General features: G+C 55.8%; 28 protein-coding genes. 19 read left to right on the top strand and 9 right to left on the bottom strand.

Annotated elements, in window-relative coordinates; all coding sequences use genetic code 11:
* Nucleotides 1-31: 31 nt before the first annotated feature.
* Complete coding sequence (locus ACAM29_RS09490; RefSeq protein ID WP_369623972.1) at nucleotides 32-1,480, bottom strand: HD domain-containing phosphohydrolase; 1,449 nt, start codon at nucleotides 1,478-1,480, stop codon at nucleotides 32-34.
* A 167-nt stretch (nucleotides 1,481-1,647) separates the two neighbouring features.
* On the opposite strand from ACAM29_RS09490, the gene ACAM29_RS09485 reads away from it, so the two are divergent.
* Genes ACAM29_RS09485 through ACAM29_RS09465 form a run of 5 tightly spaced genes read left to right on the top strand, consistent with a single transcriptional unit; the run spans nucleotide 1,648 to nucleotide 4,834 of the window.
* Nucleotides 1,648-1,917 carry a PepSY domain-containing protein gene (locus ACAM29_RS09485; RefSeq protein WP_091825405.1) on the top strand — a complete coding sequence of 90 codons (270 nt, stop codon included), beginning with the start codon at nucleotides 1,648-1,650 and terminating at the stop codon, nucleotides 1,915-1,917.
* Between the two features lie 10 nt (nucleotides 1,918-1,927).
* Nucleotides 1,928-2,464, top strand: coding sequence for a cytochrome b/b6 domain-containing protein (locus ACAM29_RS09480; RefSeq protein ID WP_369623971.1), 537 nt, complete (start codon nucleotides 1,928-1,930; stop codon nucleotides 2,462-2,464).
* A gap of 32 nt (nucleotides 2,465-2,496) precedes the next feature.
* Entirely contained in the window at nucleotides 2,497-2,814 is a 318-nt protein-coding gene (locus ACAM29_RS09475) for a PepSY domain-containing protein (RefSeq protein WP_242530124.1), read from the top strand.
* Nucleotides 2,815-2,816: 2 nt separating this feature from the next.
* Nucleotides 2,817-3,494, top strand: a complete 678-nt coding sequence (locus tag ACAM29_RS09470; RefSeq protein ID WP_206840406.1) for a response regulator transcription factor — start codon at nucleotides 2,817-2,819, stop codon at nucleotides 3,492-3,494.
* Nucleotides 3,491-4,834 carry a sensor histidine kinase gene (locus tag ACAM29_RS09465; protein ID WP_369623970.1) on the top strand — a complete coding sequence of 448 codons (1,344 nt, stop codon included), beginning with the start codon at nucleotides 3,491-3,493 and terminating at the stop codon, nucleotides 4,832-4,834. The genes ACAM29_RS09470 and ACAM29_RS09465 overlap by 4 nt, the downstream gene beginning before the upstream one ends.
* Nucleotides 4,835-4,863: 29 nt before the next feature.
* Here the strand turns inward: ACAM29_RS09465 and ACAM29_RS09460 are convergent, their stop codons facing one another.
* On the bottom strand, nucleotides 4,864-5,412 hold the full coding sequence (locus ACAM29_RS09460) for an HD-GYP domain-containing protein (RefSeq protein ID WP_369623969.1): 549 nt from the start codon (nucleotides 5,410-5,412) through the stop codon (nucleotides 4,864-4,866).
* A 255-nt stretch (nucleotides 5,413-5,667) separates the two neighbouring features.
* On the opposite strand from ACAM29_RS09460, the gene ACAM29_RS09455 reads away from it, so the two are divergent.
* The 8 genes from ACAM29_RS09455 to dnaB all read left to right on the top strand — a co-directional run bounded on the left by ACAM29_RS09455 (nucleotide 5,668) and on the right by dnaB (nucleotide 11,446).
* Nucleotides 5,668-6,240 (top strand): aminodeoxychorismate/anthranilate synthase component II, encoded by a 573-nt coding sequence (locus ACAM29_RS09455; protein WP_369623968.1) that lies wholly within the window; start codon nucleotides 5,668-5,670, stop codon nucleotides 6,238-6,240.
* 25 nt (nucleotides 6,241-6,265) lie between these two features.
* On the top strand, nucleotides 6,266-7,306 hold the full coding sequence (gene trpD, locus ACAM29_RS09450) for an anthranilate phosphoribosyltransferase (RefSeq protein ID WP_091825421.1): 1,041 nt from the start codon (nucleotides 6,266-6,268) through the stop codon (nucleotides 7,304-7,306).
* Nucleotides 7,306-8,124: an indole-3-glycerol phosphate synthase TrpC gene (trpC, locus tag ACAM29_RS09445; protein WP_369623967.1), complete on the top strand. Its 819-nt coding sequence runs from the start codon at nucleotides 7,306-7,308 to the stop codon at nucleotides 8,122-8,124. The genes trpD and trpC overlap by 1 nt, the downstream gene beginning before the upstream one ends.
* Nucleotides 8,125-8,153: 29 nt before the next feature.
* A complete protein-coding gene (locus ACAM29_RS09440; protein WP_175527626.1) occupies nucleotides 8,154-8,561 on the top strand; it encodes an OsmC family protein in 408 nt (135 codons plus the stop codon).
* Between the two features lie 133 nt (nucleotides 8,562-8,694).
* Nucleotides 8,695-9,114, top strand: coding sequence for a 30S ribosomal protein S6 (gene rpsF / locus ACAM29_RS09435; protein ID WP_091825429.1), 420 nt, complete (start codon nucleotides 8,695-8,697; stop codon nucleotides 9,112-9,114).
* 30 nt (nucleotides 9,115-9,144) lie between these two features.
* Nucleotides 9,145-9,375 carry a 30S ribosomal protein S18 gene (rpsR, locus tag ACAM29_RS09430; RefSeq protein ID WP_091825431.1) on the top strand — a complete coding sequence of 77 codons (231 nt, stop codon included), beginning with the start codon at nucleotides 9,145-9,147 and terminating at the stop codon, nucleotides 9,373-9,375.
* 127 nt (nucleotides 9,376-9,502) lie between these two features.
* Complete coding sequence (gene rplI / locus ACAM29_RS09425) at nucleotides 9,503-9,949, top strand: 50S ribosomal protein L9 (RefSeq protein WP_091825433.1); 447 nt, start codon at nucleotides 9,503-9,505, stop codon at nucleotides 9,947-9,949.
* A gap of 114 nt (nucleotides 9,950-10,063) precedes the next feature.
* Complete coding sequence (gene dnaB, locus ACAM29_RS09420; protein ID WP_091825783.1) at nucleotides 10,064-11,446, top strand: replicative DNA helicase; 1,383 nt, start codon at nucleotides 10,064-10,066, stop codon at nucleotides 11,444-11,446.
* 8 nt (nucleotides 11,447-11,454) lie between these two features.
* Here the strand turns inward: dnaB and ACAM29_RS09415 are convergent, their stop codons facing one another.
* From ACAM29_RS09415 to ACAM29_RS09385, 7 genes are all read right to left on the bottom strand, one after another.
* Nucleotides 11,455-11,886, bottom strand: coding sequence for an acyl-CoA thioesterase (locus ACAM29_RS09415; RefSeq protein ID WP_369623966.1), 432 nt, complete (start codon nucleotides 11,884-11,886; stop codon nucleotides 11,455-11,457).
* 24 nt (nucleotides 11,887-11,910) lie between these two features.
* Complete coding sequence (gene bioA / locus ACAM29_RS09410; protein WP_369623965.1) at nucleotides 11,911-13,206, bottom strand: adenosylmethionine--8-amino-7-oxononanoate transaminase; 1,296 nt, start codon at nucleotides 13,204-13,206, stop codon at nucleotides 11,911-11,913.
* 79 nt (nucleotides 13,207-13,285) lie between these two features.
* Nucleotides 13,286-15,214 (bottom strand): diguanylate cyclase, encoded by a 1,929-nt coding sequence (locus ACAM29_RS09405; protein ID WP_369623964.1) that lies wholly within the window; start codon nucleotides 15,212-15,214, stop codon nucleotides 13,286-13,288.
* A gap of 79 nt (nucleotides 15,215-15,293) precedes the next feature.
* Complete coding sequence (locus tag ACAM29_RS09400) at nucleotides 15,294-16,277, bottom strand: SLAC1 anion channel family protein (protein ID WP_369623963.1); 984 nt, start codon at nucleotides 16,275-16,277, stop codon at nucleotides 15,294-15,296.
* A 57-nt stretch (nucleotides 16,278-16,334) separates the two neighbouring features.
* Nucleotides 16,335-17,060: a tRNA (N6-threonylcarbamoyladenosine(37)-N6)-methyltransferase TrmO gene (gene tsaA, locus ACAM29_RS09395; RefSeq protein WP_369623962.1), complete on the bottom strand. Its 726-nt coding sequence runs from the start codon at nucleotides 17,058-17,060 to the stop codon at nucleotides 16,335-16,337.
* 37 nt (nucleotides 17,061-17,097) lie between these two features.
* The gene (locus ACAM29_RS09390; protein ID WP_369623961.1) at nucleotides 17,098-18,729 is read right to left on the bottom strand and encodes a Na/Pi cotransporter family protein; all 1,632 of its coding nucleotides are present in this window, start codon (nucleotides 18,727-18,729) and stop codon (nucleotides 17,098-17,100) included.
* Nucleotides 18,730-18,825: 96 nt separating this feature from the next.
* Nucleotides 18,826-19,527 (bottom strand): ComF family protein, encoded by a 702-nt coding sequence (locus tag ACAM29_RS09385; protein ID WP_369623960.1) that lies wholly within the window; start codon nucleotides 19,525-19,527, stop codon nucleotides 18,826-18,828.
* 92 nt (nucleotides 19,528-19,619) lie between these two features.
* Here ACAM29_RS09385 and bioB point away from each other — a divergent pair, with 92 nt between their 5' ends.
* The 6 genes from bioB (at nucleotide 19,620) to ACAM29_RS09355 (ending at nucleotide 24,458) form a co-directional block, all read left to right on the top strand.
* A complete protein-coding gene (bioB, locus tag ACAM29_RS09380; RefSeq protein WP_369623959.1) occupies nucleotides 19,620-20,675 on the top strand; it encodes a biotin synthase BioB in 1,056 nt (351 codons plus the stop codon).
* A 9-nt stretch (nucleotides 20,676-20,684) separates the two neighbouring features.
* Nucleotides 20,685-21,854: an 8-amino-7-oxononanoate synthase gene (gene bioF, locus ACAM29_RS09375; protein ID WP_369623958.1), complete on the top strand. Its 1,170-nt coding sequence runs from the start codon at nucleotides 20,685-20,687 to the stop codon at nucleotides 21,852-21,854.
* Nucleotides 21,851-22,627 carry a pimeloyl-ACP methyl ester esterase BioH gene (gene bioH, locus ACAM29_RS09370; protein WP_369623957.1) on the top strand — a complete coding sequence of 259 codons (777 nt, stop codon included), beginning with the start codon at nucleotides 21,851-21,853 and terminating at the stop codon, nucleotides 22,625-22,627. The genes bioF and bioH overlap by 4 nt, the downstream gene beginning before the upstream one ends.
* Nucleotides 22,614-23,396: a malonyl-ACP O-methyltransferase BioC gene (gene bioC / locus ACAM29_RS09365; protein ID WP_369623956.1), complete on the top strand. Its 783-nt coding sequence runs from the start codon at nucleotides 22,614-22,616 to the stop codon at nucleotides 23,394-23,396. Before bioH ends, bioC begins: the two co-directional genes overlap by 14 nt.
* A complete protein-coding gene (gene bioD, locus ACAM29_RS09360; protein WP_091825465.1) occupies nucleotides 23,393-24,079 on the top strand; it encodes a dethiobiotin synthase in 687 nt (228 codons plus the stop codon). Before bioC ends, bioD begins: the two co-directional genes overlap by 4 nt.
* A 133-nt stretch (nucleotides 24,080-24,212) precedes the next feature.
* Entirely contained in the window at nucleotides 24,213-24,458 is a 246-nt protein-coding gene (locus tag ACAM29_RS09355) for a hypothetical protein (protein WP_091825468.1), read from the top strand.
* Nucleotides 24,459-24,485 lie beyond the last annotated feature (27 nt).

Here is a 24,485-nt window from a genome sequence, read left to right as displayed (position 1 = left end):
GAGTGAAGAGGACGTGAAAGCCTCGCTCGTGTCACACAGAGGTGTTTGGTCGAGACGAGTATTCGGCTGCCGAAGGGGCATCCTCAGGCTGTTCCTGACGAATCATGGCAATGAACACCCGTATCAGCTCAGGATCAAACTGCCCTTGATCCTGCTCGGACTCGAGAATATTCAAGGCTTTCGTGACGGGCATTCCGGGGCGATAGATGCGGTCACCGGTCATGGCGTCCCAGGTGTCGGCAATTGCGACGATGCGTGCCAGCAGTGGAATCTCGTCGCCCTTGAGTCCATCGGGGTAGCCGGTCCCGTCCCAGCGCTCATGGTGCCAGGCAGCAATCTCGGCAAAGGCGCTGAAGCGTTTCAGCGGCTTCATGATGGCAGCGGTCATCACCGGGTGTTTTTTCATCTCCTGGTATTCGGCATCGGTGAGAGCAGAGGGTTTGTTGAGAATGGTGTCATGAATGCCGATCTTGCCCAGATCGTGCATCAGGGCTCCCTTCTTCAGCAGGGCCAATTGGTCGGTCTCCAGACCCAGCTGCTGGCCCAGTTTGACGGCATAACGTGAGACGCGGCCTGAGTGAGCGGCGGTATAGGGGTCCTTGGCTTCCAGTGCCTGGGCCAGTGCACTTAGCGTCGCCATGTAGGTTCTTTCCTGCTCGCGCAGTAATTCCTGAATACTCTCGGCCAGGTGGTTGACGCCGGATGCCAGCTGTCCCATCTCGTCACGGGTCGTCACGCTGACACGGCTGTCCAGCTCTCCACGGGAAAGTGCCTGTACGCAGCGATGAAGTCGCTGTATCGGACCCGTGAGCCGAAAATGGATCAAACCGCCGAGGAACAGCAGCATCAGCAGACTGCTGATCAAAATGGTATTCCACATGGATTGCTCGAAAGGGCCATCGAAACTGCTGATCGCTTTTTTCAGGCCGGTAATATCGACCTCGGCCTCAATGCCCGCAATGGCGCCACCAGGCAGGGTCATCGGCAATAGATAATCCGCCTTAATGAAGCCGCTGTCTGTGCGGTGTTCTCGGGATTCTCCAAGTGATGGCTGCCGGTCATGAATGACCCGATAATAAGTGGAGCCTGGTTGAAGTGCCTTTTGGCCCCGCTGGGCCTGGCTGTGAGCAATAATGTCGCCGTTGGCATCAAAGGCGTAGAGATCCTGAATATGCAGCTGCCACCCAAAGTCGCTATGGCGGTTTAGATAATCCACCTCGGCGGCCAGTGCAGCGTCGGTCAGTGCGATCCGCTCCTGTTCAACATTGCGTCGAATCTGATCCAGCAGCAGATGTATTTTCTGGTCGGCCTGGGCCAAAAACGCCTGCTCGATGACTTTGTCAGTCTTGTGTGACAAGAGATAACCGTTCAAGACCAGAATACTGATGGCAAACAACAGAAAACGTGCAGAGAGGGGTAATCGAGCGCGTTTTTCTTCCGTCTGTGAATCCTTGTGGCTGTCGTGATGATGATTTTGCACCCTGATCTCCCGGATCTGCTCGTGATTCTGTATCACTGCTGACTATGCACAGAGCTTATTAAAGCAGCCTTAAGAAGTCCCGTAGAAAAAAGTCGATGCTTTAAGTTTGGTTTCAGCCAGCCCGAGTAAAGTGACTCCTGTAAACCAACACAGACAGGAGAAACCTGATGAAAAAGCTGATTGCGAGCCTGATCCTTTCCACCGCTGCCGTCTCCGGTGTGGCCATGGCTGGTGACAAATGTGATGTGCCACAGGATGAATGGCAAACTGAGGAGGCCTTTCGTGCTGCCATTGAAGCGAAGGGATGGGAGATCAAAAAGTTCAAGATCGATGACGGCTGCTATGAAATCTATGGCTATGACGAGAAGCAGCGTCGTGTAGAGGCTTACTTCGATCCCAAGACCTTCGATATGGTCAAAATGGAACTGGACGACTGAGGAACTCATAATGAATGCCACTGTAAAGGTCTGGGATCTTCTGGTGCGGGTGTTTCACTGGTCACTGGTGCTCTGCTTTGCAGTGGCCTGGGCCAGTGCGGATGAATGGCAGGACCTGCATGAAATAGCAGGCTATACAGCTGCGGCATTGATCGCTTTCCGGTTGATATGGGGGCTTTTCGGCCCCCGTTATGCCAGGTTCCGGCAGTTTGTGCGTGATCCAAAAGTTGTTGCAGGATATCTGTCGGATATGTTGAAGGGGCGCGAGGCGCGTTACCTGGGACATAATCCGGCAGGTGGTATCATGGTTGTGGCCCTGCTGCTGGGCATGGGGCTATTGACACTCACCGGTTGGCTTTACACGGGTCTGTTGTGGGGTGAAGAGTGGGTCGAAGAGAGCCATGAGTTGCTGGCCAATCTGATGCTTATGCTTGCGGGGTTGCATGTGGCCGGTGTTGTTCTGGCCAGTGTTCGTCACCGCGAGAGCCTGGTTAAATCGATGATCACGGGACGTAAACGTGTACCGGGTGAGGCTGACGTGAGTTGATAAGGTCTCAACAAATTGCTGGAGGTGACACAATGAAAGGCCTGTTTGCCATTCTGCTGCCATACATGATGGGGCTGACAATAGTGCTGTCACCTGTAGCCCTGGCCGGTCGTGATCTTGATCAAAATGAAGCGCGTCGCCTGATGTTGTCCGGACAGATCCGGCCCTTGTCTGAGTTGATGTTACTGCATCCAGAACGATTGAATGGACATCTTCTTGATGTAGAGCTCGAAGAGGAGGATGGGCGCCTGGTCTATGAAATTGAGGTGCTGGATAAGGATGGTGTGGTACGTGAGTTTTACCTGGATGCTTCCAGTGGCGCTGTTATCAAGGAAGAGATCGAGGACTGAGCATGCGAATTCTTCTGGTTGAAGATGATGTTCGACTTGCGGCGGAGCTCAAGCCTCGGCTGCAGCAGGCAGGTTTTGCCGTTGAAACCGCTCATGATGGCGAGGATGGTGAGTTTCTTGGGCGGGAGGAAAATTTTGATGCCGTTATTCTGGATTTGGGCCTGCCTCGCAGGCCGGGCCTTGAAGTGCTCACAAACTGGCGCAGCGCAGGTCTGGATATGCCGGTACTGGTACTGACGGCACGTGACGCCTGGCATGAACGCGTGGATGGGCTCAAGGCCGGTGCAGATGATTACTTGGGCAAACCTTTCCACACCGAAGAGTTATTGGCGCGTCTTGAGGCGCTGGTCCGCCGTCATCACGGTCATGCCAGCAGTCGTCTGCAAGTGGCGGGGCTGGAGCTGGACAATGATCTTCAGCTGGTACGTGATCAGAAGGGGCTGGAGCATCCGTTGACCGGTCGAGAGTTCCGCCTGCTGCGTTACATGATGCTTAACGCTGACAGGGTGCTGTCCAAGAACGAGCTGAGCGAGCATGTCTACGAAGAGGAAGATCTGCGTGACAGCAACGTGATTGAGGTCTATATCAACCGTTTGCGTCAGCGTTTTGGCAAACGCTGCATCCTGACCCGGCGTGGTCAGGGTTATGTGATGCCGAGTCAGCCTGAGAGCGGCTCATGAGTCGAAATCAGGTGGCCACGAGTAGCTCGCTTGAGTGGCGGATTCGGCGGCAGCTTCTGCTGGTGCTGTTGTTGGTCATGAGCGGACTGCTGATGTTGGTACACATCAGTGTCAGCCATTTGACCCAGAATTTTGTCCTCAGTCGCCTGGAGCATGATGCCGAGAGCCTCATTGCGGCATTGGAGCGTGGGACCGATGGCCGCTGGCAGTTGAATGAGACGACATTGCCGCAAGTGTATCAGCGGGTCCACTCGGGGCACTATTATGTACTTGCAAGTGACACAATGACCTTGCGCTCACGCTCTCTTTGGGATTTGGAAACCTCAACTCGAATGATGCCAGTGGGTGACAGCCACAGTGAGCTCAAGCCCGGGGTCGGTGATCAGCAGTGGTTGATCAGAGAACAGGGGTTCAGTAAACAGGGGCAGGGCTTTTCGCTCTGGATAGCTGAAGATATTGCGGACCTGCAGCAGGAACAGCGTCAATTTGAAGCAGGGCTTCTGCTGCTGTTGCTGTTGAGTCTGCCATTGTTGCTGATCCTGCAAAGGCGTGTGCTGCGTTCGGGATTTGCCCGTCTTGAGCCTTTGCGCCAGAGCCTCGCGCGACAGCAGGCTGGTGCCGAGGTTGAGTTTCCGGCTGAGATACCTCAAGAAGTGGTGCCCCTGGTGGAAACCATCACCCAACTGTTGCGCCGTTCAGGTGAGCAAACAAGTCGCTCGCGGATGGCGCTGGGCAATCTTGCACATGAACTCAAGCATCCGTTACAAGAGTTGCAGTGGCTTGCACGGCAGCATCCTGACCCTGAACAGAGTGCACAGTTGCTGCGACTGTATCGGCAGCTGCATCAACGTATTGATCGGGAGCTGCGTCGGGCTCGGATTGCCGGTGCGCCGGGGCCGGGAAGGCAATTTGTGCCAAAAGATGAAGTGACGCATTTGGTGCGCCTGCTTCAGCGTATCGGCCGAGATGATATCGATTTTAAATCCGAATTGCCGCCCGGGGCGATCCCTTTTGATCGTGATGACATGCTGGAGCTGCTCGGCAACCTGTTGGATAACGCCTGGCGTCATGCCTGTCGGCGTGTACAACTTCACATACAGTCCGATAAGGATAATATCCACCTGTGGTCAATACTGGTCGAAGATGATGGTAAGGGTGTGAATGATGCCGATTTGCTGCGGTTGTCTGAACGTGGTGTGCGTCTGGATGAACAGGCCAACGGCAGCGGTTTGGGTCTGTCTATCTGTCGCGCGGTGGCAGAAAGCTACGATGGAGAGCTGGTTTTTGCCGCTTCAGAACTCGGGGGGCTGCAGGTAAAGGTGAGCCTGAGAGCAACATGATTTGGTTTGGCGTATGATTCGCTTCCGCTCTACGTAGTCGATATGAACGCCGTAAACTCTCTCAGCAGGTCAGGGTCATACCAATGAGCATCCGAATGCATCATGGCAATTGCGTCCGCAGGTTGTGCTCCCTTATGGTAAGGCCGGTCTTCAGTGATGGCATCGTATGAGTCGATAATTCGGACGATTCTGGCCAGTAGAGGGATTTTTTCACCCGATAGCCTGGCCGGGTATCCACTGCCATCAAAATTTTCATGATGATGCAAAACGATCGCTACAATCTGGTCATCAAGTGACAGTGGCTGGATAAGCTCTGCTCCAAGCCGGGTATGTTGCTGGATAAGCAGGTATTCGGCATGAGTCAAGCGAGAAGGTTTGTGTAAAATCGATTCGCTGATCGAAAGCTTGCCGATATCATGAATTTCAGCGCCGTAGGCCAGTGTGTAGGTATCATCCCTATTCAGGGACAGGTGCTTTGCAAAACCCTCTGCATAGGACCTCAACCGACTTTGATGACTCGCGATATCAGGGTCTCGGGCATCAACCACCCGCTGTATAAAAGCAGTAATATGAGGCATGAATAATCCTTCTCATTGCCCGTCGTGATTTCATACAGACACTATAGGCCCATTTTCACGTAAATAGAAAGCGCCAGGGATCAGCAGGGTCTCGGGTTGCAGTGATATGTACCAGTTCGCTATTACATCCCTGTAATGTATTATTGCTCAAAGTGTTCAATTCGTTTTTGTCTGCTATGGCAAACGCGGATAGAGGTCAGCGGCTGTTATGAAAACGTATTGGTTAAGCAGGGGGTTACAAAAGCAGTGCTGCTGATGATCGATAACTTCGACAGTTTTACCTGGAATGTTGTCCGCTACCTCGAAGAGCTGGGGATGGAAGTGCAGGTGCATCGCAATAACGCGATTACGCTGGAACAGATTGAAGCCCTTGCGCCCACCCATATGGTGATATCCCCCGGTCCTTGTACACCGGCTGAAGCGGGTATTTCGGTTGCTGCCATACGTCATTTTGCCGGACATCTGCCGATTCTGGGGGTTTGTCTTGGGCATCAGTGTATTGGTCATTCGTTCGGGGCTGAGGTCGTCAGGGCGCGTCAGGTCATGCATGGCAAAACATCTTTGATCGAGCATCGTGGTAAAGGCCTGTTTGCGAGTATTAAGCAGCCGCTTGAGGTGACGCGTTACCATTCTCTGGTTGTGCGCCGCGAGAGCCTGCCGGATTGTCTTGAAATGACGGCATGGACGACCACCGCAGATGGCGAGCCTGACGAAATCATGGCGCTGCGGCATCAAGAGCTTGAACTGTACGGGGTGCAGTTTCATCCCGAATCCGTTCTGACTGAACAGGGACATGCACTGCTGGAAAACTTTATTCAGCGGCGTTGAATCGCATACTAACAGGAGGCATTGGATGAATATTCAGGAAGCGCTGGCACGCATTGTCGACCATATCGACCTCGGTTTTGAGGAGATGGAAGACGTCATGCGTCAGGTAATGACCGGGCAGTGCAGTGAGTCCCAGATTGCCGGCTTTCTGGTTGGCCTGCGGATGAAGGGTGAGTCGATTGATGAAATTACCGCGGCTGCCAAGGTGATGCGTGACCTGGCCACACCGGTACGTCCGGCCGTAGGCCCCCTGGTTGATATTGTTGGTACCGGTGGCGATGGCGCCAACCTGTTCAACGTGTCATCGGCCAGTGCCTTTGTCGCGGCGGCCTGTGGTGTCAAGCTTGCCAAACACGGCAATCGTGGTGTTTCTTCCAGCAGCGGCAGCGCTGACCTGCTGGAGCAGGCCGGTATCAATCTGGATTTGGGCGCCGATGAGGTCGCACGCTGTATCGATGAAGTTGGTATCGGCTTCATGTTTGCGCCTGGCTACCACGGTGCCATGAAGCATGCGATCGGTGCCCGCCGTGCGCTCGGTATGCGGACTTTGTTCAACATACTGGGCCCCATGACCAACCCGGCTGGCGCGACCCGCGGCGTGATCGGCGTATTCACGCCCAAGCTCTGTCGCCCCATGGCGGAAGTGATGCAGCAACTGGGGGCTGAACACATTATGGTGGTGCATGCAAAGGATGGGTTGGATGAAATCAGCCTGGCCACCCAGACGCAGGTTGCGGAGCTGCAAAATGGCAAGATTACGGAATACAGCTTGTCACCTGAAGATGTGGGCATCGACAGTCAGAGCTTGATCGGTCTGAGTGTGAACAGTCCCTCGGAGTCGTTGGCCCTGATTCAGCTGGCGTTGAGTGGTTCGGATGAGCCGGTGGCACGAAAGGCCGCTGCCATGGTGGCACTGAATGCTGGCGCAGCCGTATATCTTAGCGGGCAGGCGGATACACACCAGGCCGGTGTCGAGCAGGCTTTGGAAGCCATACGTTCGGGCGTCGCACTGGATAAAATGAAGCAGCTGGCCGCGTTCAGTCAGCAGCTGGGGAAAACTGAATAATGAATGATACACCCACAATTCTGAAAAAGATCATCGCTCGCAAGCATGAAGAAGTGGCTGAGCGCAGTGCACGGGTATCGATTGCAGACCTGAAACAGCGTATTGCCGATCAGCAAGGCAGTGCGTCAGATCCGCGCGGGTTTGCGGATGCGCTGGCAGCGTCGCTGTCATCGGGTCAGCCTGCAGTGATCGCCGAGATCAAAAAGGCCAGCCCTTCAAAGGGCGTTATTCGAGACCCCTTTGAGCCGGCCGAAATTGCCGCTTCGTACGAGCGGGGCGGTGCCAGCTGCCTGTCGGTACTGACCGATGTAGACTTCTTTCAGGGGGCGGACGAATACCTGCAGCAGGCACGCAGCGCCTGTTCATTGCCGGTCATCCGCAAGGATTTTATAGTGGACCCCTATCAGATCTACGAAGCCCGCACACTTGGGGCTGACTGTATTCTGCTGATTGTTGCGGCCCTGAGCGATGCGCAGTTGTCCGACTTGACCACGCTGACCCATGAGCTTGGCATGGATGTGTTGATTGAGGTGCATAATGCAGAGGAACTTGAGCGTATTCTGCCGCTCAACACCCGTTTGGTGGGGATTAATAACCGTGATCTGCACACCTTTGACGTCAGTCTTGAAAACACCTTCCAGCTGCTCGATCGCATCCCGTCAGATCGCATTATCGTGACCGAGAGCGGCATTCTGACGCCGGATGACGTGGCTGCCATGCAGGCCCGGCAGATCAACGCTTTCCTGATCGGTGAGGCGTTCATGCGGGCAGACGATCCAGGACAGCAGCTGGCGCGCTTTTTCAGCGCTGCACACTAACGCATTGTGAGGAAACAGGCAGTATGAGCATGAATGTCAGTGTTAACTGGGATGGCGATGATCGTTTCAAGGCGACCACCGGTTCCGGTTTTGAAGTGGTAATCGACAAGGATCTCCAGCAGGGGCCGCGGCCCATGGAGCTGGTGCTGACCGGTCTGGGCGGTTGTACCAGTGTTGATGTGGTGGGCATTCTGCGCAAGGCGCGTCAGGATGTGACCGCTTGCGTGGCTGAAATCAGTGCCGAGCGCTCGGACGAAGTGCCTTCGGTCTTTACCGAAATTCATGTCAAATTCATTGTCAGTGGCCGCAAGCTGAAACCTGCTGCGGTAGAACGTGCGGTTCGCCTGTCCGCTGAACAGTACTGCTCGGCATCGCTGATGCTTGAGCGTGGAGGGGTGAAAATCAGCCACAGCTTTGAAATTGTGGACGTGGAATAAACCCGTTTTATCACTTGTTTCTTGAAGGGCGCTGAAGTAGAATTTTGCGTCCTTTTTATTTGTTCAACTCCTTGCTTTCAACCACCGGCATTCGGCGGGTGACTTGAAGGCTGTGAAACCGTAAGGAGCAAAAATGCGTCATTACGAAATCGTATTCCTGGTTCACCCGAACCAGAGCGAGCAGGTTCCGGCGATGATCGAGCGCTACAAGACTCTGATCGAAGGTGCTCAGGGCCAGATTCACCGTCTGGAAGACTGGGGCCGTCGTCAGCTGGCTTACCCGATCAACAATGCACACAAGGCACACTATGTGCTGATGAATGTTGAAACGACTCAGGACATCCTGGACGAACTGTCCAGCATGTTCCGTTACAACGACGCTGTGCTGCGTAACATGGTGATCCGTTGCAATGAAGCGGTCACTGAAGTTTCTCCGATCAAGGCAGCAGAGTCTCGCGAAGAGCGCAAGCCGCGTCGCGAAGAGCGCACAGAGCAGAAGCAGGACAACAGTTCTGCCGATGACAGCTCTGATGAAGAAGCTGCTGAAGAGTAATCGTTAACCCTATTTATTGGAGAAGTTCAGATGGCACGTTTTTTCCGTCGTCGCAAGTTCTGCCGTTTCACCGCTGAAGGCGTAAAACAGATCGACTACAAGGATCTGGATACCCTGAAAGGCTACATCACTGAAACCGGCAAAATCGTTCCGAGCCGTATCACTGGCACCAAGGCACGCTATCAGCGTCAGCTGGCGACCGCTATCAAGCGCGCCCGCTACCTGGCTCTGCTGCCGTACACCGACAGCCACGACGTTTAAGCGTCGGTTGATACAGCCGTAGGCAGCACTCAGTGCTGCCAGACTCGTTTAATGCTGCTGCCCGGAGGTTGCGTGCAGCAGCCGGGATTCAAGACTGCAGCCTTTGCAGAACAAGAGGTTTTACGAGATGGAAGTTATTCTGCTCGAAAATATCGGTAAACTGGGTAATTTGGGTGACAAGGTCGCCGTTAAATCGGGCTTTGGTCGTAACTACCTGGTTCCTCAGGGTAAAGCCGTACCGGCTACCGCTGATAATGTCGCCAAGTTTGAAGAGCGTCGTGCCGAACTGGAAAAAGCCGCTGCTGACAAGCTGGCTCAGGCCCAGGCTCGTGCCGAACAGCTGAACGAACTTGAACTGTCTCTGGTCACCAAAGCTGGTGACGAGGGTAAACTGTTCGGTTCCATCGGCACACGTGATATCGCGGAAGCACTGAGCTCTGCCGGCGTTCAGGCCGACAAGAGCGAAGTACGTCTGCCGGAAGGTGCGATCCGTCACGTTGGCGAGTTCGACGTCGACATTCAGGTACACCCTGAAGTGACCGCGACCATCAAGCTGGTTATTGCCGGCGAATAATTTCGCTCTGCAATCCGGTTAAGAAAAAGCACTGCGTGGTATATACTGCGCAGTGCTTTTTTTATGTTCAAAAATGACGATGTTGTATAGCTCAGGAGACGTGATCCGGTGGAAATGGCAGATCTGAACGACGAGGTGCTGGAACAGATCAAGCAGCCACCCCATTCGATTGAGGCCGAGCAGTCGGTTCTGGGCGGCCTGATGCTGGACAACAACGCCTGGGATACGGTCTCGGAAGTACTGCTGGAAGATCAGTTCTACCGCGGCGATCATCGCATGATCTTCCGTACCATGCAGAAGCTGATCGATGAAGGCCGGCCGATCGATGTGGTCACTCTGTCGGAAGAGCTGGACCGCACCGGCGAGCTGGAAAATGCGGGTGGTCTGGAGTATCTGGTCACGCTGGCCCGCAACACCCCCAGTACCTCGAATATCCGCGCCTACTCCGAGATTGTGCGTGACCGTTCACTGCTGCGTCAGATGATCAGCGTAGCCAACGAGATCGCCGACAGTGCATTTCATCCCGGCGGTCGCGCCTCTGATGAAATCCTCAACGAAGCCGAGCAGAAAATCTTCCAAATTGCGGAAAATCGACCCAATCAGGGAGGCCCCGAGGGGGTAAATCCGCTGCTTAAGCGTGCGGTGGACCGGATTGATGAACTGTTCAACAATGCGGACTCCCTCACGGGGGTCACCACCGGTTTTGATGACCTGGATGATCGCACCGGTGGTTTGCAGAAGTCGGACCTGGTGATTGTGGCAGCGCGTCCCTCAATGGGTAAAACCACTTTCGCCATGAACCTGGTCGAAAATGCTCTGATGGCAACTGAGAAGCCGGTGCTGGTGTTTTCGCTGGAGATGCCCGCCGACCAGTTGGTGACACGTATGCTGTCATCGCTTGGTCGTATCAATCAGACCAAGGTACGTAACGGTCAGCTTGAGGAGGATGACTGGCCCAAGCTGACGACTGCGGTCAATATGCTCAAGAACAAGCCGCTGTTTATTGATGACCAGCCAGGTATCAGTCCCAACGAGATGCGTACCCGTGCACGACGTATCGTGCGTGAGCACGGTGATCTTGCCATGATAATGGTCGATTACCTGCAGCTGATGACCCTTAAAACGGGTAAAAGTGAAGGCCGTACCCAGGAGATATCAGAGATTTCCCGATCCTTGAAAGCCCTGGCCAAGGAGATGAGCTGCCCGGTGGTGGCGCTGTCGCAGTTGAACCGAAGCCTTGAACAGCGTCCCAATAAGCGTCCGGTGAACTCGGACCTGCGTGAATCCGGCGCTATCGAGCAGGACGCCGACGTGATCATGTTCATCTATCGTGATGAGGTATACAACGAGGACAGCCCGGACAAGGGAACCGCTGAAATCATTATCGGCAAGCAGCGTAACGGTCCCATCGGTTCGGTTCGTCTAGCGTTTATAGGGCAGTACACCCGTTTCGAGAATCTTTCACACATCAACTACAACTACGATGATGGTGAGTAGGGTGATGCTCAGGACTCCCTGAGCATCTTGTTGCGAAAGCCTTCAGGCACGGCAACTACCTTGCGGTCGGTGTAATCGAAGAACACGATGCCGGTTTTTGCATGCGCAATCTCTACCGCCGTGTCCTTGTTGCTCAGCAGATAGTAAATATCGCAGCCGTACTTGTTGAAATCGGCCACCGTTACATCCACCTGAACGCGATCACCATGGAAGCTCTCCGCCTTATAAACAATGGCAGAGTCGGTCATGATGATCCCCGCCCCTTCTACATCAAACTCGGCGTAGTGGTAATGCTTGAGGAAGCGCAGGCGGGCCTCATGTACCATCGACAGCACGGCATCATTGCCCATGTGGCCGCCATAGTTGATGTCGCTGATACGGACACACAATTCGGTGCTGAACAGGTAATTGTCCGGCATATCCAGTTTGATCCGGGCCATTTGGTGCACTCTCCTGAAAGTTGCTTACAACCGATCCAGTTCCTGCATCACCGCGACCATGGCAGCGGTGAGGGTAGCAAGATCTACATCTGACATGATATAGGCTGGCATGACATAGACAAGCCTGCCAAATGGGCGTACCCACACGCCCCGGTCGACAAACATGGGCTGTACCTGGGCCAGTGAAACCGGTTCATGACGCTCAATGACACCGATCGCGCCCAGCACTCTTACATCGGCTATGCTGGTCAGAGCACGAGCGGGCTCGAGTCCCTGCTTCAGGCCTGATTCAATGCGCTGTACCTGTGTGTGCCAGTCTTGCTGCTCAAGTTGGTTAAGGCTTTCCAGTGCTACGGCACAGGCCAGTGGGTTGGCCATAAAGGTGGGACCGTGCATGAAGCATCCAGCGCCTCCTGCAGAGATGGTCTGCGCAATCTCCGCTGTGGCCAGCGTGGCGGCCAGCGTCATGTAGCCGCCTGTCAGGGCCTTGCCAAGACACATGATATCGGGGCTGATGCCGGCATGATTACAGGCAAACAGTTCACCGCTACGGCCAAACCCGGTGGCAATCTCGTCGGCAATCAGCAGCACCTTATACTGATCGCAGAGCGCCCGTGCCTGGCGCAGCCATTCGGGGGAGTAGAAGCGCATTCCTCCGGCGCCCTGAACAATGGGTTCCAGAATCAGTGCTGCCAGCTCACCATGATGCTGGGCCAGCAGGCGTTCGAGCTCTGCGATATCGGTGGCTGCAAAGCTGCCATCAAAGGGGGTCTCCGGTCGAGGGGCAAACAGCTGCTGTGCCAACACGCCACTGAACAGTTCATGCATGCCGTTGACAGGGTCGCACACCGACATGGCACCGAAGGTATCGCCATGGTAGCCGCTGCGTAGGCTGATCATGCGGTGCTTTTCCGGTTTGCCTCGGGCATGCCAGTACTGGATCGCCATTTTCAGCGCGACTTCGACGGAAACCGAGCCGGAATCGGCCAGAAAAACACGCTCCAGGCCTTCGGGTGTCATCTCGACCAGTTTGCGTGACAATTCAATAGCGGGTGAGTGTGTCAGACCACCGAACATCACATGGGACATGCGATCGATCTGCTCATGCGCGGCCTGGTTCAGAGCCGGATGATTGTAACCATGGACCACTGACCACCAGGAGGCCATGCCATCGATCAGTTCACGCCCGTCTGTCAGGCGCAGGCGTACGCCCGAAGCGGACTCCACCGGGAACATCGGTGGCGGGTTGATCATGGACGAATAGGGGTGCCAGATATGCTGACTGTCAAAGGCAAGCTGTTCTGTATCAGGGCCGCGCATGCTGATCTCCACTCCTGGGAACTGGTGTGAGGGAGCTCATTAGAGCGGTCTTTGCAGCGGGCTGCAACCTCTCGCAGGACTAGTTGCGCACTTCAATTCGGTTGCGGCCACCGCTTTTGGCCTGATACAGAGCTGCATCTGCTCGACTCAGCAGTTCGGAGCTGCCGGTATCATTGGCATGGAGTGTGGTGACGCCGATGGAGAGCGTCATGGGGATCAGACCATCCGCCGTTTCGGTAGGGGTCAGCTCAAGCAGGTGACGCAGTCGTTCTGCCAGCTGTACGGCACCCTCAAGGCCGGTGCCGGGCAGCAGGATGGCAAATTCTTCACCTCCTAGACGACCAATCGAATCAGTTTCGCGCAGGCAGCTTCGAGCAAGGCTGGCAAAGTGCTGCAATACCAGGTCGCCGGTGTTGTGGCCATATTCGTCGTTTATCAGTTTGAAATGGTCGAAGTCGATCATTAACAGGCTGCTGGGGTGGCCCAGGCGTCGGCTCAGGCGTTGCTCTTCATGCAGCCGCTCCAGAAAAGCGCGCCGGTTGCTCAAGCCGGTCAGGGAGTCGGTAGTAGCCAGTAGTTTGAGTTTGCGCTCCGCTTCCTTACGGTCGCTGATATCGCGGAATACGGTAACAACCCCGGTTATTTGCCCACGTTCAATCATCGGCTGGCTGGTCACGACAACCGGCAGAAGTTCTCCGGTTCGGGTTTTGAACTGCTCATCACCTTCATAGGTAATACCCTTGATCGCGTTTGAGAAAATCGGACACTGCTGCAGGGGCTGTTCATTTTCTTCATGTTGATGCAACAGCTGATGCAGATTTTCCTGATACAGCTTCTGTTCGTTATAGCCGGTCAATCGGCTGACAGCCCTGTTGACGTATAGAGTCCGACCCTCCCTGTCCAGAACATAGATGCCTTCGCCAACAGCAGCCCCGATGGCATCCAGCCGGTATTTCTGTACCAGAATGGCATGCCGCTGCTGGTGAAGATGAAGCAGCATTGAGCCCAGCAGGAGAGTGACCAGCAGGCTGACCACCAGCATGGTGTAAAACTCCCATTGCAGGCCGGTCAGGAGCGGTGCCGGGTGAATAGATAGGATGTACCCCCCAAGTCCTCCGGTCAGTGTTTGTACCGGAATAAACGCGACTGCATAGCCGGTACCTTGATGGTAAGTGGCTGTTGCAAAGGGCTTTCCTGTCTTGAGCTGCTGGCGAATGCCGGGTTGGGCAGCAAGCGAATGACGCAGAGTTTCCAGTGGCAGCTCTTGGTTCAGGGCATCATTCAAACTGTCAGTATGGAGCAGGAAATCCGGGCTGATCAGGGCTGGTTGCAGCCGATCCTGAGGGCCACCTACCAGCACCGATTCTACGGTACTGCGCTCAAGCAGGAAGATGAAGGTTTGACGTGGCGAAAGGGATGCCAGTGTCTGACGGATACGGGCAAAGGAAACGGCTGTTTCCATGCTGCCGATCATCTGGCCATCGAGCATGAGTGGCTGAATGAAGCGGAAGCCAATGAAAAAGCGTCCTACCTCGAAACCGTAGCAGGCCTCGGGCTGCTCCTGCAGGCGTCGAAGTGAAGGCCTTATTTCGGCCAGAGAGTCACCATGAACGCCGGGAGCATGGAAACGCAGAAAACTGGTGCCATCTGCCTGGTGGAACTGCCATTGAGAAATGCCGCGTCGCACCAGGTCCTGATAGTGTGGGAGTAGTCGTTGATACAGCTCTTCTCTCAGCAGTGCGCGCTCTGAATGATTATCGGCATTGACGCCGAGATCAAACAGGTGAATCAGTTCAGGCTGGCGGGCCAGATCCGCATAAAATGTATCCATTGCCAGCGCGTAGCGCTCCAGGCTGGCGTCATAGGTTGCCTGCAGCAGAGTGGAAGCGTGCTCCAGATACTGTTGCACCCTGTCCTGGCGGACCTGATGCAGGAACAACACTGTCAGCAGGAAAAGGCCGGAAAGCAGTAATACATAAAGACCCTTGCGCATAGTTCGGCCCTTCATGGCTCAAGATCCATTAAGGAGATCTTGGAGTCAGCTTAGCACCCGTTGCTGACGGGCACAAAGCATCCTCTTCCCGGGCTCAGTCCGGTTGGAACAGAGCACCGCTGGTAATTGCGCGCAGGGTTTTGAGCAGCAGCAGACAGACTACAAATGTCACCACAATCAGTGAAAGCCAGGAGAGCAGCAGAAAAAACTCACTGCCTGTCTTCATCAACATGATTTGGGTCGCGATGCAAAATGCTGCCAGTGGGAAGCTGTAGGCCCACCAGGAGATGAAAAAGCGAATGCGTGAAAAACGCGGTAGCTGGGTAAAAAGAAGCAGCGTAATGAACATCGCGCTGTAGTAGAGAATACGTGCAAAGCTATCGACCACTCCCTGATTCAGTTGCAGGTAGGAGACAAAGCCAACCGCAGGCGGTGCGATCATGATGAAGAGTGTCGGCAGCATTTTTTCAGGCAAGGGGTCGTGAAACAGCACCCGGTTGAAAATCAGTGTTTTCAGTACCAGCCAGTAAAGCAGACCGATGCTGAAGAAGAACCAGCTGGCTTCGGTGTAGCCGTGCTGTACACCGGCAATCGGCGCGACGATGTTCCCCACGACCGGGATAAACCAGGCAGGCGTACTGTGCTGAACCTTGAACCGAGAGTGGTGTATCCACTGGGTCATCACATGCAGCGTCAGCAGCAGATGAATGATGGCACCGCTGATCCACAGATAGCGTGAGAGACCCGGTGAAAGCTCCAAGGTGGCGGTGGCGATAAGCAGCAGGCTGATTGAAAAAGCCGGAAAGAAACTGATTTTGATCGGGTGGTTGAACTCATCCATCACTTCAGAGCTGAAGCGCATGGTTTTGAGCAGGTAGATGCTGGTAATCATCAGCAATACACAGGCAGTTACTACCAACAGGATCTGTCCGACCAGTGGTGACATCCCCAGTGTGTAGGCTGCTTTCTGCCAGCTTAGGGTGAGGCCTCCGAGTCCCATTACCATTGCAATCAACGCAATGGGGAAGTGCTGCAGGCGTTGCGGGGCAGACAGCGTTGAGCTGGGCTGCTCGGTCATGGCGGCGGCTCCTTTATTTAGTTTGTTCTAATATTCTAGGGCCGTAATCAATCTGGATCAATCCTGATCAGTCTGAAGGGTGATACTGTTTACATCGACCCGGTCCCGCGTGATACGAAAGCGAATGTTCAGACCATACAGGCTGATACCGTATTCTCTTGCCTCATCCTGTTTCCTGTAAGCCGGGCGCGGGTCACACAGCAGGACTTCGGTGATCTGTCGTGCCAGTGGCTGGCCAAGGCGGTCTGCATGAATCTGGCAAGCCTGTTGCGCAGACTGACTGAAATGCACAGGAAGCGTTAACCGCTCGATGCGCGACGCCAGAGCAAACTCCGCCTCAGGCAGGCTGTCGGCGTAGGGAAGGTAGGGTTTGATGTCGAGAATGGGAGTTCCGTCAAGCAGGTCTGCCCCTTCCACTTCCAGCCAGACCCTATCTCCGCTTTGCTCGATACTGCACAGACGGACCGGCGACAGGCCTATGGGGTTGGGGCGAAACGGTGAGCGGGTGGCAAATACTCCCAGACGCTGGTTGCCACCCAGTCGAGGTGGCCGCACTGTGGGACTCCAGCCCTGGTCTGAGGTTGCGCTGAACAGGAACAGCAGCCAGATATGGCTGCACTGCTCTAGCCCGCGTACCGATTCAGGGTTTGAATAGGGGGGAACCAGTTCAATTCGTGCGCGAATAGAGGCCAGCCCCGGCTGGCGCGGGATGCCGAACTTTTGGTCAAACGGGCTGTGGATAAAGCCGATCGGTGTCATGCTGTGGCTGTGTGGGACGGTCATCGTCTACTCCGCAGGATTCAGCCGGCAGTATACCCGATCAGGCCGCCTCAACCAGTGGTGCTCGTTTCTGCACTGGCGTTGTACTGCTCCAGTGGCGAGATGCTTTCTCGGCCTGCTCGGCCAGACGATGAATGTGGCTCAGGGCATCCATCAATGCAACAGAGTCAGCTGTGTTCAGCAGGCTGGAAATGGTCTGGTTCAGCAGGCTGCCCTTGAGGTACTGATATTCACGCTGTACCTGGCGCATCATCTGGTGTGCTTCGTAGCCCTGAATGGCCTGATCTTCGCGCACTTCACAGGCGTCGATGAGATGGATGACCGCCTGCTGAAACTCCTGCACGCTCGTGCGAACACCGGGGTCCTTGAGTTGCTCCAGTACTGGGTAGTATTCCGGAAGGCGCGCTGACAGGCGTGCGACTTCACTGAAGTAGCGCGCAACCCTGAGTGAGATTGGCAGCGTTTCACTGATCTCAATACTCAGGTTCTGTCGTGCCAGCTCCTGGTTGAAGTCACCGATGCGGCTGATCAGAAGGTTCACGCTATCCGACTGTTGTTGCAGCCGAGTGGCCGCGCCGCGCTCAGCGCTGATCGCTTCACGAGCCATTCGGCTGCAGATGCGGCTGACGCGAGCCAGCTCCATATTAATCGCTTCAACCGCGAGGGAGGGGGTCGTGATGATGTTTTTGTCCAGATACTGGGGCGTTGCCTCATCTTCTTCCTGGGTGCGGAAACGTTGCTTCAGAAACGTGACCATGCGGTCGGTCAGAGGCCACATCAGCAGTACCCCCAGTATATTGAACAAGGTGTGGAACATCGCCAGTAACGCAACCAGATCAAATTGGGCTGGGTCCAATCGGTTGAGGAAGCCCCCCAGCAGCATCAGCAGCGCCAGACCGACCAGCCCTGTCAGCAGGTTGAAAATGACATGTGCCGCTGAGATTCGCTTGGCATTGGATGTGGCGCCAATGGACGCCAGCAGGGCGGTGGTTGTGGTCCCCACGTTGGCGCCGATAACCAGTGCAGCGGCTGCCGCAAGAGAAATGCTGCCCGTGTACACCAGCGACAACGCGATCGCAATGACGGCGGCGGAGGCCTGCATCAGAAAGGTCATCACAATACCGGCCAAAACAAACAGTGCCAGTGCCAACGGGCCTGCACCCAGCTCGGCAAGGGGCACCGAAGAACTCAGGCCGTCGAACGCGTCGCGCAGGAAATCCAGGCCGATAAAAAAGATGCCAAAGCCGGCCACAGCGGTACCGATATGGCTCAGCCGATTGTTGTTGCCTGTAATGCGCAGCACCATGCCGAGCCCGATCATGGGTAACGCAAAGGCGCTGATCTTGAACTTGAAGCCGATCAGTGCCACCAGCCAACCGACCATGGTGGTACCGATATTACTGCCATAGATGATCGAAACCGATTGGGTCAGTGTCAGCAGGCCTGCGTTCACGAACCCCAGGGTCGCGACGGTTACGGCGCTGGATGACTGAACCAGTGCAGTAATCAGTGTACCTGATACAAGCCCTCGCAGTCGTGAGCCTGTTGCCATTTCAAGTGCTGCGCGCAAGGAGCGCCCGGCTGCCTGTTTCAGGCCATTGGTGAGCAGTTGCATGCCCAGCAAAAAAAGACCGATACCACCAAACAGCTGTCCCAGCATTTCAAATGTCATCGCCTTTCCATCCAGGCAGAAAATAAGCTTCAAGCTAGCAAAAACCCGGACATCCGTCGATATGGACCGGTAGCCGAATCCTATGCTTATCGGCTTTTAACGGTTCTCGGGGGTTCTTGCCAGAACCCAGACATCGACCCGTTTACAGCCATGCTCACGCAACAGTCGCGCCAATGTTGATACAGTGGTACCGGTGGTCATGACATCGTCGATCAGTGCGACGTACTCAGGAGCGGTTGAGCGCACAGTAAATGAGTCTTGCAGGTTACGGCGCCTGGCTTCAAGACTGAGCGACATCTGTTTGGGGGTTCGACGATGCTTGCGCAGGCTGAGCTGAAGCGGAATGTGTAACTGATGGCTCAATCTTTGTGCCAGCAGCTCGGCCTGATTGTAGCCTCTGTATATCTGGCTGAAGGGGTGCATTGGGACCGGTATCAAGGCATCCGGCCAGCGGCCCTCGTGACGCTGGCGAATAAAATCGCTGAGCGTGGCCGCCAGCCACCCCAGGTGCGCAGGCTGGCGTTGATACTTGATCGCCGGAATTAACTGGCTGAGTGGGAATGAATAGGTGAAGGCGGCCTGTACCTTGTCAAAGGCTGGCAGTTCATTGCTGCAATGTGAGCACAGGCCCGACAGGTGGCGGGGAAGAGGCAGAGCACAACGAGGGCAGGCATGTATCAACCACGGCAGGTCTGCGTGGCAGCCTTCGCACAGGCCGTGAAACCGGTGGTCTGACGCACCGCAAAGCGAGCACTTCTGTATATTATATAAACAGCTGTTGATTGTGTATTTAAACATAGGTTGACAGTTCCTTCTGTCTAATTAAGATGCTGGGAATTGATATGCGATCCGTGCATGTCCCATGATTATGTCACAAGGGGATTGGAGTTATGCTAAGCCAGGCTGAAGTGCGCCACGACTGGACCGAACAGGAAGTACGCGCCCTGTTTGAATTGCCGATGAATGATCTGCTGTTTCAGGCTCAAAGCGTACACCGCCAGCACTTCAATCCCAATGAGGTACAGGTCAGCACGTTGCTGTCGATCAAGACCGGCTCCTGCCCGGAAGACTGCAAATACTGTCCGCAGAGCGCTCACTACAATACCGGTCTGGAAAAACAGCGCCTGATGGAAGTCGAAGCGGTGTTGAACAAGGCCAGGCAGGCGAAAGAGTCTGGTTCAACCCGTTTCTGTATGGGCGCGGCCTGGAAGCACCCCACCGAGCGTGATCTGCCCTACGTGATCGAGATGGTCAAGGGCGTGAAGGCGATGGGGCTGGAAACCTGCATGACGCTGGGCATGTTACAGGAGTCTCAGGCGCAGCAGTTGGCAGAAGCCGGGCTGGACTATTACAACCACAACCTGGACACCTCGCCGGAGTTCTACGACAAGATCATCACTACGCGCAGCTACGAGGATCGTCTGAATACCCTGCAGCATGTACGTGATTCCGGCATGAAAATCTGTAGCGGCGGCATTTTGGGCATGGGTGAAACTGCCAGGGATCGTTATGGCCTGCTGATGCAACTGGCCAACCTGCCGCAGCAGCCAGAGTCGGTGCCGATTAACATGCTGGTGAAGGTGCAGGGCACGCCGCTGGAAAACGTGGAAGACCTCGACCCTCTGGAATTCATCCGTACCATCGCCGTGGCGCGTATCATGATGCCCAAATCCCATGTGCGTCTGTCTGCCGGTCGTGAGCAAATGTCCGACGAATTGCAGTCCATGGCGTTCTTTGCCGGTGCCAACTCCATCTTCTACGGCGAATGCCTGCTGACCACGCCAAACCCGGAAACCAACCGCGACCTGCAGCTGTTCAAACGTCTGGGTATTCGCCCGGAACAGCGCATCGAAGACTCCGATGCCGACCAGGAGCAGAAACTGGCCGCCGAGATTCAGGCCCAGCAGGATGCTGATCTGTTCGTCGACGCCACCGTCGCGCACTGAGGCAGATCCATGTCCTTCAATGATCTGGCTGCCGCGCTCGAGTCGCGGCGGCAGGAGAACCTTTATCGCCAGCGTCGGGTGCTGGAGTCGGCTCAGGGGCCGGAAGTCAGCGTTGATGGCCGTCGCTATCTGGCGTTCTGCTCCAACGACTATCTGGGGCTGGCCAACCACCCAGAGGTGATCGCTGCGCTTCAGCAGGGTGCCGATACCTACGGCGTGGGCGGCGGTGCGTCTCATCTGGTCAACGGACATTCGCAGGCTCACCATGCGCTGGAAGAAGAGTTGGCGGAATTTACCGGCCGTGAGCGGGTGCTGCTGTTCTCAACCGGCTACATGGCCAACATTGGTGCCGTCAATGCCCTGATCGGCAAACAGGATGCGGCGTTTCAGGACCGTCTCAATCATGCATCCCTGTTGGATGCGGGCCTGCTCAGTGGTGCTCGTTTCCAGCGTTACCTGCACAACGACCCCGATAGCCTGGCTCAGCGGCTGAGTCGCTCAGAAGCGCGCCGCAAGCTGGTGGTCACTGATGGCGTGTTCAGCATGGATGGCGATATTGCCGACCTGCCAGAGTTGAGTCGAGTAACCCGCGAGCATGACGGCTGGCTGATGGTGGACGATGCCCATGGTTTTGGCTGTCTGGGCGCCAAGGGCGGCGGCTGCGTCGAGCACTTCGGTCTGAGCAATGAAGAGGTGCCGGTACTAATCGGCACTCTGGGTAAAGGCTTCGGTACCTCCGGCGCTTTTGTAGCCGGTTCCGAGGTGCTGATCGAAACCCTGATCCAGTTTGCCCGCACTTACATCTATACCACCAGCATGTCGCCGGCGGTGGCTCAGGCCACCCGTGCCAGTCTCAGGCTGGTGCAGTCCGAAAGCTGGCGCCGCGACAAGCTGACGCAGCTGATCCAGCGCTTTCGCAGTGGCTGTGAGCAGCTGGGTTATGCGCTGATGGATTCGCCAACGCCTATCCAGCCGATTCTGATCGGCGATGCCGGTGAGGCGATGCGGATCAGTGCCGCGCTGGAAGCGCGTGGTATCTTTATAAGTGCCATCCGTCCGCCCACTGTCCCGGCGGGTAGCTCGCGCCTGCGAGTGACCCTCAGTGCGGCCCACAGCGAAGAGCAGGTGGATCGCTTGCTGGAAGCGATGAATCAGGTTCGTACCGGAGGCGTGGCATGAGTCTGTGGCATGAAACCCGTGGCACTGGCCCTGATCTGGTGCTGCTGCATGGCTGGGGGCTGAACTCTGGCATCTGGGGTGATTTTTCCGACCGCCTGGCCGAGCGTTATCGTGTAACGCTAATTGATCTGCCGGGGTTGGGGCGTTCTGCACCTGCAGGCGATATGTCGTTGGGCTCCGTGATTGGGGCTCTGCTTGAAGCCGCACCCGAACAGGCGCACTGGGTGGGTTGGTCACTTGGCGGACAGCTGGCATTGGCCTGTGCCGAACAGGCGCCGGTACGAGTGAAAAGTCTGAGCCTGATTGCCGCCAACCCTTGTTTTGTCGCCCGTGAGGATTGGTCCTGCGCCATGGCGTCGGACGTATTCAACGCCTTTGTTGAGTCACTGGCGGACAACGAGGCCAAAACCCTGCAGCGCTTTGCCGCCCTGCAGACGCGTGGTTCAGCCAGCGCCCGTGATGAGTTGAAACGACTTAAAGGTGTTATGGCAACGGCGGAGCCTCAGGCACTGGCATCAGCGCTGATGCTGCTGGAATCCGACCTGCGCTCGGCCCTGGCCACTCTGAACTGCCCAGCCCAGCTGATATTGGGTGCTGAAGACCAGCTGGTACCGGTAGGTCTGGCGAAGCAGGTACTGGCATTGAACTCTAAGCTGAAGGTTAATGTACTGGCGCAAAGTGCACACCTGCCTTTTATCAGCCATGCCGATGAAGCGCTGAACATGCTCAATGCGCTGGTGCGCCAGGTGGATGGTGCCGATGCAGCGGGATAAACGCAGGGTTGCCCAGGCATTCAGTCGTGCGGCCGAGAGTTACGACTCCGTTGCTCAGTTGCAGCGCGCTATCGCCGACCGTCTGCTGCAGTGGCTGCCCAAGGAGGTCGAAGGCAACCTGCTGGATCTTGGTTGTGGCACCGGATATGCCGCGCCGCATCTGCATGCGTGTTATCCAGAGTCACCGCTTCTGCATCTGGATCTGGCCCATGGCATGCTCACCTTTGCCCGCGAACAGCGGTCGGTGCCGGGGGCATTCTATCTCTGTGGTGATGCCGAACAACTGCCACTGGCGGACGCCAGCATTGAGCTGATCTGGTCCAGCCTTGCCGTGCAGTGGTGCGAACAGCCGGACCGGTTGATGACCGAACTGGCGCGGGTGCTTAAACCGGGCGGTCGTTGTCTGCTGGCCACGTTGGGACCGGATACGCTGCATGAGCTGAAGCGGGCATGGGCAGCGGTGGATGACGATGTGCATGTGAACAGCTTTACAGCACTCGAACGGCTACTGGCATACAACACCGGCCTGACATTGGCGCGGTGCGAGACTGAATACAGGGTGCTCCGTTACAATCGCCTGCAGGAGCTGATGCACGAGCTCAAGGCGTTGGGTGCTCATAATGTGAACAGTCGTCGCGATCAAGGGCTGAGCAGTCGTCAACGCTTGATAAGGCTGCTGGACGCCTATGAACGGCAGCGTCAAGCCGATGGTGCTCTTCCCGCTACCTATGAAGTTTATTATCTGGAACTGTTCAAGGAATCCCAGTGAAAAAGCGCTTTTTCATCGCCGGTACCGATACCGATGCAGGCAAGACTCTGGTGACCACCGGACTGCTCACGGCTGCAAACCGCAGAGGGTTGAGAACCATAGGCCTGAAACCGGTGGCAGCCGGGTGTGAACAGACGCCGGATGGACTGCGCAACTCCGATGCGCTGCTGCTGCAACAGGCTGCCAGCGTCAAGCTGAGTTATGAGCAGGTCAACCCGATCGCTTTCGAACCACCGATCGCACCGCACATTGCCGCCGAACAGGAAGGGCGAGTTTTGACCGCCGACCGACTGGCGGCCTATTGCCGTGGCACCATGATGCAACCGGCAGATCTGGTGCTGGTGGAAGGTGCCGGTGGCTGGCGCGTGCCGCTGAGCATGCGTGAAAGCCTGGCGCGGCTGCCACAATTGCTGGAGCTGGATGTGATCCTGGTGGTGGGGATGAAGCTGGGCTGCATCAACCACGCTATTCTGACCGCCGAGGCGATCGCCCGCGATGGCCTGCGCCTGGCCGGCTGGGTCGCCAACCATATCGACCCGGACATGAGTTGCCCGGATGAAAATCTGGCCACGCTGGAGAGGCTGTTCCGCGCGCCTCTGCTGGGGCGGATTCCCTGGTTGGATGATCCTGACCCAGAGCGAGTTGCCGACCATATTGATCTGATTCCACTGTTGGATGAGTAAAAAGTGACCAATGGGTGCAGTTGTTCTATACTGCTACCAGATGCAATCAAAGGCGTACCGAGCGTCAGGATACTAAGGTCCTGACGCGTGCTGTTTTGTCGCCTGAACTGCAATTGAAAATGGAAGGTGCCCCATGAACATTACATCAGCTCAGAACAGTGGCATGTTCAACGTAAACCGTACTCTGGACAACACACCGAAAGTATCCGGTGACACTCAGGGCAGCGGTCGTCCGGACTTGGCAGAAGTCGCTTCCGGGCGTGAAATTAATCAGGCTGTTGCCAACTCTACCGTCAATGAAACCACCGAAGCTGCCGCTACCAAGGTGGTTAATGCGACGGATGAGGTGCTGGGTAACCTGATCGATACCATGGCCTGATACAGGAAGGGAGGGGTGATCCTCCCT

The organism is Marinobacterium sp. BA1 (genome assembly GCF_041155135.1).
Taxonomy (GTDB): domain Bacteria; phylum Pseudomonadota; class Gammaproteobacteria; order Pseudomonadales; family Balneatricaceae; genus Marinobacterium; species Marinobacterium iners.
The sequence above is the reverse complement of the archived record's forward strand: the minus strand, read 5'-3'. Positions and strand labels throughout refer to the sequence as shown.

Coding starts and splice junctions, on each gene's coding strand:
- ACAM29_RS09485 (WP_091825405.1), top strand. CDS start 1,648: ATGAAAAAGCTGATTGCGAGCCTGATCCTTTCCACCGCTGCCGTCTCC.
- ACAM29_RS09480 (WP_369623971.1), top strand. CDS start 1,928: ATGAATGCCACTGTAAAGGTCTGGGATCTTCTGGTGCGGGTGTTTCAC.
- ACAM29_RS09475 (WP_242530124.1), top strand. CDS start 2,497: ATGAAAGGCCTGTTTGCCATTCTGCTGCCATACATGATGGGGCTGACA.
- ACAM29_RS09470 (WP_206840406.1), top strand. CDS start 2,817: ATGCGAATTCTTCTGGTTGAAGATGATGTTCGACTTGCGGCGGAGCTC.
- ACAM29_RS09465 (WP_369623970.1), top strand. CDS start 3,491: ATGAGTCGAAATCAGGTGGCCACGAGTAGCTCGCTTGAGTGGCGGATT.
- ACAM29_RS09460 (WP_369623969.1), bottom strand. CDS start 5,412: ATGCCTCATATTACTGCTTTTATACAGCGGGTGGTTGATGCCCGAGAC.
- ACAM29_RS09455 (WP_369623968.1), top strand. CDS start 5,668: ATGATCGATAACTTCGACAGTTTTACCTGGAATGTTGTCCGCTACCTC.
- trpD (WP_091825421.1), top strand. CDS start 6,266: ATGAATATTCAGGAAGCGCTGGCACGCATTGTCGACCATATCGACCTC.
- trpC (WP_369623967.1), top strand. CDS start 7,306: ATGAATGATACACCCACAATTCTGAAAAAGATCATCGCTCGCAAGCAT.
- ACAM29_RS09440 (WP_175527626.1), top strand. CDS start 8,154: ATGAATGTCAGTGTTAACTGGGATGGCGATGATCGTTTCAAGGCGACC.
- rpsF (WP_091825429.1), top strand. CDS start 8,695: ATGCGTCATTACGAAATCGTATTCCTGGTTCACCCGAACCAGAGCGAG.
- rpsR (WP_091825431.1), top strand. CDS start 9,145: ATGGCACGTTTTTTCCGTCGTCGCAAGTTCTGCCGTTTCACCGCTGAA.
- rplI (WP_091825433.1), top strand. CDS start 9,503: ATGGAAGTTATTCTGCTCGAAAATATCGGTAAACTGGGTAATTTGGGT.
- dnaB (WP_091825783.1), top strand. CDS start 10,064: ATGGCAGATCTGAACGACGAGGTGCTGGAACAGATCAAGCAGCCACCC.
- ACAM29_RS09415 (WP_369623966.1), bottom strand. CDS start 11,886: ATGGCCCGGATCAAACTGGATATGCCGGACAATTACCTGTTCAGCACC.
- bioA (WP_369623965.1), bottom strand. CDS start 13,206: ATGCGCGGCCCTGATACAGAACAGCTTGCCTTTGACAGTCAGCATATC.
- ACAM29_RS09405 (WP_369623964.1), bottom strand. CDS start 15,214: ATGAAGGGCCGAACTATGCGCAAGGGTCTTTATGTATTACTGCTTTCC.
- ACAM29_RS09400 (WP_369623963.1), bottom strand. CDS start 16,277: ATGACCGAGCAGCCCAGCTCAACGCTGTCTGCCCCGCAACGCCTGCAG.
- tsaA (WP_369623962.1), bottom strand. CDS start 17,060: ATGACCGTCCCACACAGCCACAGCATGACACCGATCGGCTTTATCCAC.
- ACAM29_RS09390 (WP_369623961.1), bottom strand. CDS start 18,729: ATGACATTTGAAATGCTGGGACAGCTGTTTGGTGGTATCGGTCTTTTT.
- ACAM29_RS09385 (WP_369623960.1), bottom strand. CDS start 19,527: ATGTTTAAATACACAATCAACAGCTGTTTATATAATATACAGAAGTGC.
- bioB (WP_369623959.1), top strand. CDS start 19,620: ATGCTAAGCCAGGCTGAAGTGCGCCACGACTGGACCGAACAGGAAGTA.
- bioF (WP_369623958.1), top strand. CDS start 20,685: ATGTCCTTCAATGATCTGGCTGCCGCGCTCGAGTCGCGGCGGCAGGAG.
- bioH (WP_369623957.1), top strand. CDS start 21,851: ATGAGTCTGTGGCATGAAACCCGTGGCACTGGCCCTGATCTGGTGCTG.
- bioC (WP_369623956.1), top strand. CDS start 22,614: ATGCAGCGGGATAAACGCAGGGTTGCCCAGGCATTCAGTCGTGCGGCC.
- ACAM29_RS09355 (WP_091825468.1), top strand. CDS start 24,213: ATGAACATTACATCAGCTCAGAACAGTGGCATGTTCAACGTAAACCGT.